Annotated in this window: 13 protein-coding genes; 3 read left to right on the top strand and 10 right to left on the bottom strand. The window is 66.5% G+C overall.

Translation table 11 applies throughout. The features are described 5' to 3' along the window. Nucleotides 1–35: 35 nt before the first annotated feature. From JCR33_RS01505 to JCR33_RS01475, 7 genes are all read right to left on the bottom strand, one after another. Complete coding sequence (locus JCR33_RS01505) at nt 36–293, bottom strand: helix-turn-helix transcriptional regulator (protein ID WP_198880233.1); 258 nt, start codon at nt 291–293, stop codon at nt 36–38. A gap of 109 nt (nt 294–402) precedes the next feature. Beyond that, nucleotides 403–735 carry a DUF2190 family protein gene (locus JCR33_RS01500; RefSeq protein ID WP_198880232.1) on the bottom strand — a complete coding sequence of 111 codons (333 nt, stop codon included), beginning with the start codon at nt 733–735 and terminating at the stop codon, nt 403–405. Beyond that, nucleotides 732–962 carry a phage head-tail joining protein gene (locus JCR33_RS01495; protein ID WP_198880231.1) on the bottom strand — a complete coding sequence of 77 codons (231 nt, stop codon included), beginning with the start codon at nt 960–962 and terminating at the stop codon, nt 732–734. The genes JCR33_RS01500 and JCR33_RS01495 overlap by 4 nt, the downstream gene beginning before the upstream one ends. 2 nt (nt 963–964) lie before the next feature. Next, nucleotides 965–2,698, bottom strand: a complete 1,734-nt coding sequence (locus tag JCR33_RS01490) for a prohead protease/major capsid protein fusion protein (protein WP_198880230.1) — start codon at nt 2,696–2,698, stop codon at nt 965–967. After that, nucleotides 2,695–4,119, bottom strand: a complete 1,425-nt coding sequence (locus JCR33_RS01485; RefSeq protein ID WP_198880229.1) for a phage portal protein — start codon at nt 4,117–4,119, stop codon at nt 2,695–2,697. Before JCR33_RS01485 ends, JCR33_RS01490 begins: the two co-directional genes overlap by 4 nt. A 6-nt stretch (nt 4,120–4,125) precedes the next feature. After that, nucleotides 4,126–4,668: a hypothetical protein gene (locus JCR33_RS01480; RefSeq protein ID WP_198880228.1), complete on the bottom strand. Its 543-nt coding sequence runs from the start codon at nt 4,666–4,668 to the stop codon at nt 4,126–4,128. 242 nt (nt 4,669–4,910) lie between these two features. Next, the gene (locus JCR33_RS01475) at nt 4,911–5,375 is read right to left on the bottom strand and encodes a hypothetical protein (RefSeq protein ID WP_198880227.1); all 465 of its coding nucleotides are present in this window, start codon (nt 5,373–5,375) and stop codon (nt 4,911–4,913) included. A gap of 92 nt (nt 5,376–5,467) precedes the next feature. Between JCR33_RS01475 and JCR33_RS01470 the strand changes: the two genes are divergently transcribed. Continuing rightward, a complete protein-coding gene (locus JCR33_RS01470) occupies nt 5,468–5,707 on the top strand; it encodes a helix-turn-helix domain-containing protein (protein ID WP_198880226.1) in 240 nt (79 codons plus the stop codon). Nucleotides 5,708–6,884: 1,177 nt separating this feature from the next. On the opposite strand, the gene JCR33_RS01465 is transcribed toward JCR33_RS01470, so the two are convergent. Both JCR33_RS01465 and JCR33_RS01460 read right to left on the bottom strand, forming a co-directional pair. After that, nucleotides 6,885–8,723 carry a DUF3987 domain-containing protein gene (locus tag JCR33_RS01465; RefSeq protein WP_198880225.1) on the bottom strand — a complete coding sequence of 613 codons (1,839 nt, stop codon included), beginning with the start codon at nt 8,721–8,723 and terminating at the stop codon, nt 6,885–6,887. Nucleotides 8,724–8,761: 38 nt separating this feature from the next. Beyond that, nucleotides 8,762–9,355, bottom strand: a complete 594-nt coding sequence (locus JCR33_RS01460; protein WP_198880224.1) for a bifunctional DNA primase/polymerase — start codon at nt 9,353–9,355, stop codon at nt 8,762–8,764. A gap of 431 nt (nt 9,356–9,786) precedes the next feature. Between JCR33_RS01460 and JCR33_RS01455 the strand changes: the two genes are divergently transcribed. Together JCR33_RS01455 and JCR33_RS01450 are read left to right on the top strand one after the other, a co-directional pair. Further along, entirely contained in the window at nt 9,787–10,866 is a 1,080-nt protein-coding gene (locus JCR33_RS01455) for a DUF917 domain-containing protein (RefSeq protein ID WP_198880223.1), read from the top strand. Between the two features lie 102 nt (nt 10,867–10,968). After that, the gene (locus JCR33_RS01450; RefSeq protein WP_198880222.1) at nt 10,969–12,078 is read left to right on the top strand and encodes a serine hydrolase; all 1,110 of its coding nucleotides are present in this window, start codon (nt 10,969–10,971) and stop codon (nt 12,076–12,078) included. A gap of 22 nt (nt 12,079–12,100) precedes the next feature. Here the strand turns inward: JCR33_RS01450 and JCR33_RS01445 are convergent, their stop codons facing one another. After that, nucleotides 12,101–12,793: a gamma-glutamylcyclotransferase gene (locus JCR33_RS01445; RefSeq protein ID WP_198880221.1), complete on the bottom strand. Its 693-nt coding sequence runs from the start codon at nt 12,791–12,793 to the stop codon at nt 12,101–12,103. Nucleotides 12,794–12,869: the final 76 nt, after the last annotated feature.

Below are 12,869 nucleotides of genomic sequence, written 5' to 3'. Positions count from 1 at the left end.
GAGCCGGATATTCCCTCGCCGGTCGCGGTCACGCGTCACAAACCGATACGATCGAGCCACTTGTCCTCGTCCGTTGCCTCGCCTTCGGTCGGCAACCGCAAGGCCGCTTCCTCGATCTCGAGCCGCACCCATCGCGCAATGCCGCCCCGCCGCCGGGGCTTTGGCATCACGCCTTCCTTCACCCACCTGTCAAAGGTCGCCGGTGACACCATCAGGTGGCGCGCCGCTTCCTGCCTCGTCATGCCGAAGGGTGGATAGGCCCGGCCGTCGGTGCGGTCCTGATGCTGCGCCATGGCGACTTCCCTTCATCTGACAGATGGTCTGCGCGCGCCGGGAAAGCTCATCCGGCAGGCCGGCGCGCGCTTGAGGCGGGACCACCGCCCGGGCTCTCCTGCCGGAAGCCTAGATCGTGATGCCGTTCAATCGCACCTTCACCGTAGCGTCGCCGCTCTGCCGCGCGGCGATCGCGGCGCCGATGAGGCTGTTGCCGGACGCCGTCGTCGTGACGTTGCCGTTCGCCGTGCTCCAGTAGACCTTTGCGCCGGCGGTGACGGCGCCGGCTGCCTTGGGCAACTCGAAGATGCCGACAAGCGTGCATTCCACCTCCTCGCCCTCCGGGGCGTCGAACGCCGCCACACCGAACACGGTGCCGACGAGAACGCCGTCACCAGAGGTCGCGCCACCCGCCGGGGCCGGCAGGGTAACGGTGTCGCCGCGGTGCACATAGTTCTTCATGACAAACCTCGATCCACACGAAGCTGAAGGAAAGGACGACGCGGCCGGCTCAGGGCGGAAATGCGCCGTTCGACATCGCGGATAGCCACGGCCAGCTGGGCGTCGCTGCGAAATGTCATCGAGCGTGAGCCCATCGCCGTGTTGATAGTGTAAGAGTCCACGCCCTTCGCGCGGACTTCCCGGAGCCTCTCAAGCTGCTCCTCGAGCAGTTCGATCGTTTCACTCATGATCAAGCCCCGGGATTCGCGTACCAGCCGCGCCAGTCCAAGAAGGCCGCGCCAAAGTCGAGGCGGACCTTGATTTCGACCCCATCCACCTCGAAGCCGGCCCGCGTGCTCGTTTGCGGCCCCTCCTCGCCCTCGAGGTAGGCATATTCCAGGCCGTCGATCTGCGCGGGGTCCGCGATCAGGTACCAGCGCGTCGCACTCGACAGGCGCGCATCGACCAGCAGCTCGAGGCGCCCCGCGAAGGGGTTCACATCCGAGCTGGCGCTCGGCTGGATCTGCGCGATTTCCTTCTCCGCCGTGGTCTCCAGCGCCGGCGGCACCAGGAGGTAGCGGGGGCGGACGTTGACCGGGTGCCCACTCAGGCCGACCTGGGTGCGCATCGCGAGCCGGGCCGCCGAAAGCGTGCCTTCGGAGATCGTCGCGCCGCTGCCCGCCAGATTCCCATGGTTGGCATGGAAGAGCGCATTGCCGTCTTCCATCGTCGGGCCGCCTCCGGCATTCGCCTCCAGAAGCCCGATCTTCAGCCGCGCTTCGGTCTCGGCGGCGCCCTGCCCCAGCCGCGCCGCGAGGTCGGCGAAGGCACCGAGGTCGTCGTTGACGATCGCCGGGCGCGAGAGAGCGATGATCTTGCCGTAGGTGGCGATGCTGTAGCTCTCTTTGGCCTCGCTGAGCGTGCCGTGCGTGAACTCGCCGCTCTCGTTCACCCGCTCGAGCACCGGCGCCTCGCTCAGCTGGATGGACGTCTTCGCGCGGAAGTCGCGGGCCGTGGTCTGCCGCGCCACCGTCTTCAGCGCGTCGGGGGCCAGTTCATAGGCCCGGCGCGCCTGGCGTCCGATGGCGTTGCCGAAGATCTGCGGGAAGTCGCTCGTCGTGTGCAGCGCGCGCGTGATCACGTCGTGCGCCGCGCCGGCGGCACTCTCCCCGCGGAGCTGAAGGCAGTGGCGGGCGAGATCGAGGTTCGTCATGCTGACGAACGGCCGCGCCGCTTCCGAAACCTCATGGCGAGGGTTCGCCCGGGCGAACACCGCCTCGCCAGCGCGGGTGACGAACTGCTCGGGCCCGTCGATGTGGTGCACTGCCGTGATCCGTGCCACGGGCGCCGCCGGCTGGTCCCGAAGCGAGCGACGCACCGCCGCGAGCGCTTCCTCGACGCTGGCGCCGCGGTCGATCAGCTCGTCCGAGAAAGCCGGCCCGAGGTCGAACGTGGTGGCGAGCGCCCGAATTTCTCGGTTCGCCTCGGCGCGGTTGATGATGGTCTCGGGCACGTTCTGGGCGGCCGGCTCGGTCGTAGGGTCCATGGTTCTCACCCTCGTGTTCGCATCTGCCGGCGTCGGCGTGATGCTGACTTCCAACAAAGTTGCTCGTGTCGCGACGCGGGACCCCGCCTCGCTGCCGCCCCAGGCGTCGACGCGAAAGCCGACGCTGAGGCCTGAAAGCGTGCCATCCGCCAACCGATAGACGAGCCATAGAAGCGTGGGGTCACTCGACAGGCGGAAGCGGCCGATGAGCTGTCCGCTCTCGGCTCGGTGCTCGATCATCCGGCCCACGGTGGCGCTGGCCTCCGCCCGATGATCGAGGAGAAGCGGCACGTTGTCGGCGATCGCCAGACCGGCCAGGCGGAGAATGATGCCGCCAACCGTGGCTTCCGTCGCGATGACGGCCTCGAATTCCCGGCTCTCCCGGTCAACTGTCGTCGGCGAAGCGATCGTGCGCCGGCGCTCGATCACCTCGTTCATTCCGGGCTCTCCTCGATGGATGCGCCGGTCGCCCCAAGCGTGATGCCAAGCGCTCGCGCTCGTTCGGCGTCGGCCGCGATCTGGCGGTCAAGCTCCTCGGCGTCGAGGCCACGCTCAGCGACCAGCTCGCTACGGCTGCGGAGGCCGGCGTTCAGATCGAGCACGGCCGCCTGCGCGTCCTTCACCGGGTCGACGCTCGGCCAGTGCGGCGGCAGCCAGCGTACCGCGTGGTAGGCGCCAGGGTCGCGCTGATAGGCAGCCGCCGAGACGCGTCCCATCAGCACCTGGTGCCGCATGAAGCGGGTCCAGGCGGGACGGCACAGCTGATGGACAAGCAGACTCTCTTGGACGGAGCGTGCGAAGCGGCGGAACTCGAGCGCGGCCGCACGGGCGGACGAATAGTTCACCTTGCTGTAGTCGCCGGTCACCTGTTCGAACGTCGTGCCAATGCCGGCGGCCAGCATGCGCAGCATCGCGGTCGCAAACTGCTCAACGTCTCCCGTATCCGGGACGTTGGGGAAGGTCATGCTTTCGCCGGGCATCAGCTGGAAAAACGACGCCTGCGGCATCTTCGTCCCCGCGCCGCCGAAGGTCTCGACCGTCGTCTTCCCACCGCCCTCGAGGAAGTCCGGATCGACGGCGATCGCGCCGGGCTGCGCCGCGCCGAGGCGGGCGCGCTCAAGGATGGCGTCGTAGTAGCCGTGTAGCTCTTGCGACGAGAGGAGGACCGGCGCCAGCCAGGACAGGCCGCGATGCTGACCGGGAGCCAGAGGGCGGCACACATGCAACACGTCGGACCGCGGAACCCTCACGGACGGCTGAGCCATCATACCGATCCGTTCGGCCGGCCCGCCGGGACGAATCCAATAGGCGGCGATCCGGCCATAGCCATCGAACTCCACCCCCTGCGAAATGCGGGAGGCGCCTTCCGACCAGGTGTTTCGGGTGCGGTCGAGCTGCTCGGGGTGCAGGCGGCGGAGCTGCGGCTCGCCGCTGTCGGGGTCCGTCGTCCACACCAGCAACGCCTCGCCGAGCACCACGATGTCGCGCGTCGCCGCGGCCAGAAGCCCCGCGAAGCTCGCCAGGCCATCAGCGTCTGCGATGTCCGACCAGACCGACCACTCCCGCGATAGGCGTTCTCGCTCGTCGTCGTCGGGGTGCTGCGGCCGCGCCTTGAATCCGGTGCCGACGAGGTTGCCAACCAACGATTCGACCGCGCGCGTAAGATGCGGATCGTTCGCCACCCGCGCCGAGGCGCGCGCAGCGACCAGGGCTGCACCCTGGTGCGCCATCCGGGCCGCGTCGGCCGTGCCGGGGGTCTCTTCCCAGCGCCGGCCGCCGGCCGCCGCCTCCAGCGAGCGGCGGACCGAACCACCTTTGGGGGCAGCGCCTCGAATTGCAGAGGCGATGCGGCGAAGCATGTTCGGCTATTCCGCCAAACGCTGTTCGACGATCACGGTGATTTCGTCGAGATTGAACAGCAGGACGCCCCCGTCCCCCGAGCGAAGGAAGTCGATTACGAGCGCCAGCGGCATGATGCGCCCCCGCAACTCGCCTGGCTGAACCTCACCGTTCACGCGCTCAACCACGCGGAAGAAGCTCGACCACAGGCTATGGCTGACGCACAGGACGGGGGCCAGTTCCTCGGGTGTAGCAGAAGGATACTCCTTCACCCACCGGGCTCGGGTGGCAGCCTCATTCGGGAAGAGATCGGTCAGGCTCTTGCACCAGCCGTCGGAGAAGAGCCCGCAATCCGTGAAGATTTGGGGGAGCGCATCCCAGGGGACGCCGATCGCGCGCAATCCGGCAACCACATGGATCCAAACAAGGTCTGTCTTATCGAAGGGGCGTTTCTTTCCGTTCTCGACATTCATGTGGCGCATCGGAATCCATGACTTCGCGACCGCCGCAGCGAGCGTAGAACGGCTGAAGCCGGACACCTTCATTCCGTCGTGAATTGTGTAGGACATGAGCCACCTATTAGATTTTCTGTGAGCATATAGCGAGGCTCATAGAAAGTCTAGTAGGTGAGCGCACAACGTGGATATCAGCCCTCACCACAATGCGCTCGGCGCTCCGCCCGCACTTCGTCGAGCGTGTCCCTAAAGCCTTCCGCCCACTCGAGGAGATCGGCCGCTTCGTCCAAGGACAGCGCGAGCGCCTGGGCTTGCCGCTTCGCGCACGTCGCAGCTGCCCGGCCGATCCTGCCCTTTCAGTCTTTCTCGTCGGCCCCGCACAACGAGAATTCTTCGTCATCCCGCAGCGGCACCCACCGACCAAGCTCAGCCTCGACCCGCCGGTGCGCGATGCGGCTAATCCCCTTGAGGTCGAGATAGAGGTCGTCGACCACGCCGCCCACGTCATCGACAGCCCAGCGGAGGGCACCTCTATCGTCCGATGGCACGCTGTCACCCCCGACCGCCAGGTCGAGAAGGTGAATTCGCGGCTGCAACTCCGCCGAGATCTTGTCCAGCAGGTCGAGGATAGTGTCACCCACGAAGCGCTCGAACTGCACGCGCTTCAAGCGGTCCTCGTCGGCTTTGTTCTCAGCATCTGTCGCACGCCCAATCAGCGCGAAGAATTCTTCCTTCAATTCGCGCAACCGGACCTTTTCATCCGGCGTCAGCTCGCCGCCGGGCATGGCTTCCCCGTCGGCCGGAACGGTGGTGTTCGGCATTGTCGTTGCTCCTGTAACGTCGCGTTTGTACCTTGTCCCTAGTAGTGCACTCGAAACGATACACTGTCAACGCGCATAAGGACCCAGAACCAATGACGCCAATTCAACTGAGGATGGCCAGAGCTGGGCTAGGGTGGGGAGTGCGGGAGCTAGCCGCGGAGGCAGGCGTGACAGCCAATACCGTGACCCGCATTGAGAAAGGTGGTGACGCCAAGCAGTCAACGCTTCAGGCTATCCAGCGAGCCTTGGAGGCAGCCGGGGTTCAGTTCGTTTCGGACGAAAGTGGCCGCGGGCTAGGAGTCCAGATAAAAATCCAAGAAGGAGACAAGTAATATGAACAATTATCTCGGGGCAGGAGTAGCGGTTATTATTGCTGCACTCATCGAGATCCTCAAAGAAATAGATCCCGATGTACGGCCCAAGTTCATAAGCCAACTTAATGATGCATATACCAAAGTAAGACACATGCTAGACACAGCAAATGAGACCGATCTACAAGTAATGCGATGGACAATTGAGCTAGTATCAGGATTCTCAAAAATTGAAAGCCAAAAATTGCCATTCCTAAAGACTTAAAAGGTAGACCCTATGAAGATCGAGTTTCGCGATACGCGTGCCGAAGGCGATTTAATCCTATGTCTAGACGCCAATGGTGCACCACGCAAGGGCGACACTGTATACATTGCTGACCGAATTTACCGGGTAGAAACAGTCAGCTGGGCGGTCGACAACGTTGACAAAGATCAAGCCCCCTCTCTCCGCGCTACCGTTATGTTGATGGATGTTGGATCATCCATACCAAACGCGGCCGACTTCGCAAACTGATACTCGCTTCGTCTGTTCAATAGATACCAATCGCAGATACTCTGTACGATAGAGAATATCTGCGATTGCGACACAAATTACGCCCTCTCACCTTATACACGCGCCAGTACCCCTAAACACTAAACGGAGTGTTTAGGCTTCAATCTCGTCTGTAACTGGAGCCACACTGCGGCGCGAACTACCCGCATCCTCCTCCCCAGGAAGGACCCGCGCCGACAGGTCCACGCCTTCCAGCCCCTGCCGGCGGCCGCCTCCTCTCCGTCTGAGTGAGATTTAGTCTCCGAAATCTCCGTAAATCTCTAGCCCCTGTGATTTCAATGAGTTACAGCCGGTTTATCGGAGAATAGCGAGTCTCCGATTAGTCTCCGAAAATCTCCGTAAATCAGCCCCCACACACCGGCGCGGCCCGGTCGACCGATTTACGGAGATTTCGGAGACTCGGCACTCTTCAAAAATACCCCGAAAAAACCGTGCGATATCAACGGTCTGCGATTTACGGAGATTTCGGAGATTTCGGCCTATAGAGATGGTTTTGAAGTGTGTGTTTATATTTTGTTCTCTTTTCGGAGGGCCAGATGCCCTCTCAGCTGTCGCACGCTCTCGCCCCCGCGCATGCGGAAAGGGGGCGCGTGCGCCCCCTTTCAACTCTCCTGCCTTTCGAAGGCCGGTGGCGGCGACCGGCGCCTAGACGGTTCGCAGCGCGCGCACGCGGCTGAGGGCGGGATGCACATCGAAGTGCCGCGCCTGGCGCCCCCGCTTTCGGGCACCAACAGGATGGAGCTCACGGATCAGGCCGGCCTCTTCCAGCTCGCCGCACGCCGCGAGCATCGCTTCAGAAGTCCGCAAGCTTCCGCCAAGCCGCAAACGCACCTCGCGAGCATTGAACACGGTCAGCCCCTCAGACCTGACATGCCGTGCCAAGCGCGTCGCCCCCCGGTCCGCAGGCGGGATGATCGCATCGCCGAACACACGCTCGGCCATCGGCACGAAATAGGCCGCGATGAGATCCACAGCGCGGCGCATCGCTTCTCCGCTGATCCCCTCCGGCTCCGGATCACCAGGCGCCGCACACCAGGCCAGATGCTCGAGAATGCAGGCCAGCCGCAGAGCATGCCCCCGCGCCTTCCCCAGCGCACCGGCAAGCGGTCCGGTGATGTCCTCCGCCTTCGCGGCCATGTCACGGGCAAGCTCCTCGAGGATGAGAACGGCATCCTCGCAGAGCGGCAGCCGCTTCGGCTCCGGGTTCCCGTGCCCATCAGTGCCGATCGGCAACCGCGCCAGACGGACGAACGCGGCGCGGGCCTCGCTGTCGTCGATCGGGGTTCGCGCGATCCGGAACACCGGGGGCCGCTCCGGCCATGCCCACAGGAACCGCGTCGGGAGCCCGTCGTCGGGACCGTCGATGATCGGGGCGAGCCGATCTGGTTGGATGCCGCCCAGCGCGCCCACGCTCAGGTGGCGGACCCGGATCGGGTCCGCCGTCTTCTTGCGGTCGACCACATAGGCGCCTCCGTTCCACGCCTCGAGCGCGAATGAGCGGTCTGCGCCGTCGCCGCTGTATCGGCCGAAGGATGCAAGCCAGCCACTCAGCTCGTCCCTCACGAGGAGAAGGCCACGCGGCAGGACCGCAGCAAGCTCGGCCTGCTTTTCGCTCGTGGCATCGGCGATCAGGATGCGCGGCGCGACGAACGGCGCCGGCGGCTCGGCGTCCGCCGGCAGCGGCGGCGGATCCCGGTCCTCGCGAGCGGCCGCCGCAACCTCCTGCTCCCACACTGCGCGCCGCGCCTTCGCCGCCTGCTCCTTGGTCCGCCAGGCGCGAAGCTTGTCGTCCAGGCCGACGCGAAGCGCCCCCTCGGCCTCGCTGATGAGGCTCACTGCGGCCTTCATCGCCGGCGACTTGCCGGCGGACGGCGAACCCACCAACGCGACCCAAAGATGCGCCGGCTCCGCCCACCCGGCGCCGGCGACCGGCCACCGCACGTTCGCAATCGCGGCGCCTGCACAAGCCAGCAGGGAAGCTGCCACATAGTCGACCGGTGCCGACGCTGCATCTGCTCGTGCGGTTACCCATCGTGACCAGAAGTCGCCGAGGATATGCGTCGGAAAGGGCGGAGCCTTGCGCACCTCGCCGTCGATGACGGTGAGGTCCGGCGTCACCCAATCACCGGCCGCCTGCGCCCCCGGAAACGGCCTGCCTCGGTCTCCGGCGGCGGAGCTCGCCGCTCCGCCTGAACGGAGAGGCATTCCCTCAGAGGCGCGGCCGCGCGAAGGCGCCGCCTTCGCTTCAACCTCGGCGAGGTCGCGCGGCTGCGCCATGCCCGCCTTGAGGCCGCTGGCGATCGTGCCGCGGCTCTTCCGCAGGTTCGGCCAGGTGTCCGCCACCTCCTCAAGCGCCGCGCGCGCCACGCCCTCGGAGAGAGCGCCAGCGCCGGCGAGCTGCCCCAGGGCGAAGGCCGCCCGGTTCAGCCGATCGTTCTGTTCGCCAACCGGTGCGGCCGCGAGCTGCTGGATCTCGGCATCCATCGCAGCAAGGGCATATTTCCGACGCCGTTCCGATGCGTCTAGACGCATCGCCTGGGGCGGCCGCTGAGGGGCGAAGGCGCCCCTTCGGAGGATGCAGTCAACGAGGGGGCCGGCGGCGCTGTGAGCCCTCGCTCGCCATCGGCACGGCGGCGCCACGTGTAGGTGCGACCGTCGCTCATCACGGAAGGGAGCGCGATAACATAGCCGCCGGCGCCGCGGACGTCGACGTGTGGGATCAGGCCGCCGCGGTTCCCGAGCTTCGCACCCTGCGGGAGGTCCGGCCAGGCGAAGTAGAGATGCCAGCCGCCGGACTGAGTGATCGCCACAACCGGCTCGCCGAGTTCGGCACCGATGTGCTCCTCGAGCCTGCGCCACAGGGTCTCGCAGTCGTCCTCGCGGGGATCAAGGTCGACGACGAAGGCGCCGAGGTCGCGGCCGGTCGACAGGCCGATGAGAGCGTCCGGGTGCTCGCGCCACCAGGTGCGAATGGTGTCGGGGTCAGTCGACGCACCTTTGAAGCCCTTCGCGATGAGCGGCTGCTTGCCCTTCGCCTTGTCGGCGGCAGGGTTGCAGGGGAAGACAGGCCAACCGCGTTCGGCGAGCGCGAGGGCGGCGGTGAGGAGGGCGCTCATGCGGCGCCTCCAATGCTCGGAATCCTTGCCGGCGAGGGCTGCAGGGGGTACATATTGGGTGAGCTCTGCTGCTCTACTCTATGATGATTGACGCCGTTCCGGGCCCCCACCCGGGCGGCGTTCTTCGTGATGAAGGGCCGCGGATCGTGGGACACTCCAACGCCGAAACGCGTAGACAGACGAAGAACACCGCCTGTCCTGAAAGAGGCTATCGCCTTGTTATTCCTTGGGCCTTTCAGTGCGGCCCGGGGAGCCACTCCCTCTTCAGACCTGGGGAAGACATTTGCGCCGCGGGCGGCCCGATGCCGCCGAGCGCGTTGCTCCGCGCGTCTGCGCGATCGCTCCAAGTCCTTGAGTTGGCAGGCTTCGTGCACGGCTTTGCGCCGGGCGCGGGATCACCCTCCCGGATGCCCGTGCCGCGAGGGAGCGCGATGGGCCTCATTCTGACCGAACATCATGTGGAAGCCGCGGTGAAGGGCGGATCCGTCTATGCCGCCGGCGGCGGCGGATGGGCCGACCACGGCCGCAAGCTCGGCTATGCCGCCGTCGCCGTCGGCACGCCGGAGCTCGTGTCCATCGACGAGCTCGACCCCGACGCGTGGGTGGCGACCGCCGCCGCCATCGGCGCGCCCGCCTCCACCACACCGTGGGAGATGCAGGGCGTCGACTACGTGAAGGCGGTGGAGCTTCTGCAGGATGCACTGGGCGCCCCCGTCGCCGGCCTCATCATCGGCCAGAACGGGCGCTCCTCCACGCTCAACGCCTGGCTTCCTTCCGCCATCCTCGGCACCAAGGTGGTGGACGCCGTCGGCGACATTCGCGCCCACCCCACCGGGGACATGGGCTCGCTCGGCATGGCGAGCTCGCCGGAGCCCACCATCCAGACCGCCGTCGGCGGCAACCGGGCCGAGAACCGCTACATCGAGCTCGTCGTCAAAGGGGCCACCGCCAAGGTGTCGCCGGTGCTGCGGACCGCGGCAGACATGTCGGGCGGCTTCATCGCCTCCTGCCGCAACCCGCTGCGCGCCGCCTACGTGAAGACCCACGCCGCGCTCGGCGGCATCTCGCTCGCGATCCGCCTCGGCGAAGCGATCATCGCCGCCGAAGGCAAGGGCGGACGCGCCGTGGTGGACGCCATCGTGACCACCACCGGCGGCGCGATCATCGCCGAGGGAACGGTCGCGAAGAAGGCCGTGCGCTACACGCCCGAGGCGTTCGACATCGGCACCCTCACCCTCGACAGCGGCCATGTGCTCCACGTGATGAACGAATATCTCGCGGTGGAGGACGGCGAGGGCGAGCGCCTCGCGACCTTCCCCGACGTCATCACCACGCTTTCCCCGGCGGGCGAACCGCTCAGCGTCGGCGAGATCTCGGAAGGCATGCCCCTTCTCGTGCTGCGCGTCGCAAAGTCGGTGATCCCCCTCTCCTCCTCCGTCGTCGACCCGGCGGTCTACCCGCCGGTGGAGGCGGCGACGGGGCTCGAGATCGCCCGCTACGCGCTCGGTTGAGGCGCCACGTCGGCACACGCCTATCGCGAAATCGAATGTCGCTCGGTCCCGGGTCCGGTTAAGTTGCCGGCCCCTTGAGTCTGCCTGCAAAGGACCCGATCGATGATTCGCCTGCTGACCGCCTTCGCGACACTGTCGCTTTCCGCGGCGCCATCCCTTGCCGCCGATCCGCTGCTCGAAGACGCCATCAGCTTCAGCGGACAGATCTTCCACCTGCAGACCGAGGTGCCCGGCCTCGTCATCGCCGGCGTGCGCGGCGGGGAGAGCGCCGTGTTCGGCTTCGGCGAGGTCGCCGAAGGGTCCGGCCGCGTGCCCGACGGCGACACCGACATCGCCGTCGGCTCGATCAGCAAGAGCATCACCGGCCTCGCCCTCGCCCACCTCGTCGCCGACGGCACCGTCGCCCTTACCGACCCCGTCGCCCCCTACGTCGCGATCGTCGACGCGATGCCCGAGCGCGACGGCCATGCGATCCGCTTCGTCGATCTCGCCACCCAATCGAGCGGGCTGCCGCGCGAGCTGGCGCCGGCGGACGGCGTCGCGAAATACTCCGACGCCTCGTTCGCGGCGAACCTTCGCGACGACGCGCTCCTCTTCGCCCCCGGGACCGGCGTCCTCTACTCCAACGTCGGCTTCGATGTTCTGAGCATCGCCCTCGCCGGCGCCGCGAAGACGCCGTTCGCCGACCTCGTGAAGGCGAAGGTGTTCGATCCGCTCAAGATGGATGCGACGGGCTATGCCGAGCCGACCGGCGACAACGCCTTCACCGGCTACGACTGGACCGGGGCGCCGATCGACCCGGACGCGGTGATCTCGAACCAGTTCGGCGCCTCCTCCGTCCACACCACCGCCAACGACATGGTGAAATATCTGAAGTGGAATCTCGACCGCTTCGGCGCCGGCGGGGCGGAGGCGCGCGCCCTCAGCCACGCCGCCCATCTGATCCGCGACGGCCTCGACCCGGTCTACGGCATGGACGAATCGGGCCACATGGACGCCATGGGTCTCGGTTGGGTGATCATGATGCCGGAGGGGGACCGCCCGCTCATCATCCAGAAGGCCGGCGGCACCAACGGGATCTTCAGCTATCTCGCCTTCGCGCCGACCCGCGGCGTGGGCGTGTTCATCTCCATCAACAAGTTCGACTTCGCCGCGTCGGTGGAGATGGCGGCGATGGTGAACGGCCTCATCGCCACCCTCGCGCCGCGCTGAGGCAAGGCCACGGCGCCGGCCGTCAGCTCGCCGCGCCGGCGCCGTGGATCGTGCGGAGCTCGTGCGCCACGAGCTCCTGCAGACGCCACAGGTTGCGGTCGCGAATGCCGAACTCCTCCAGATGGGCGACGGTGTTGTAGAGATATTCGGCACACGAGCCGACGCTCCCGCACGCCCGCGCCAGGATGTGAGCGACGTCTTCGAGGGGCAGCTTGCTCGCGACGCGCTCGCCCGTCGGCCCGGCCCAGAAGGTCAGCGCCATGCGCGGCCCGTCCTCGGTCTGCACCTTGACCCAGCGCGCCATGTCGACGTTCTGCTCGAAGCGGATCTCGCGACGCAGGACCCGTCGGATCTGACCGAGCCTGTCCTCCTCGCTGAGGCGATAGATCACCCCGTCGCAACGGCCGCCACGCTCCAGCGCCATCATCAGCCCGGTCTGCTCGGGCGAGCCGCGCCAGCGCGTCATCTTCAGGCAGAAGGAGCGGTGCCAGCCGAACGCGGAGGCGCGCATGTGGCCGATCGACTCGAAGTCGGGCTTCCAGATGAGCGAGCCGTAGGCGAACACCCAGATGGGCTCGGCCCGGCCGTTCTCCTCGTCGACGCGGTGGGCGAACGCGTCGAGATCGTCGTCGCTCAGCAGGGTCCATCCCGGCTCCGGCCCATGGTCGGGCTCCGGACGGATGCTGAGGGCAACGAGTTCAGGCGTCAGCAACATGGGTCTTCTTCGCTTGCCGTTGTTTTCGAACAAGAAACGTCATCGAACAAGGGACCGGGCGGGCCGCGGCGGAGGC

The organism is Acuticoccus mangrovi (assembly GCF_016411865.1).
Lineage (GTDB): Bacteria > Pseudomonadota > Alphaproteobacteria > Rhizobiales > Amorphaceae > Acuticoccus > Acuticoccus mangrovi.
Note: the sequence above shows the minus strand (reverse complement) of the source record. Positions and strands in the feature narration are given on the sequence as shown.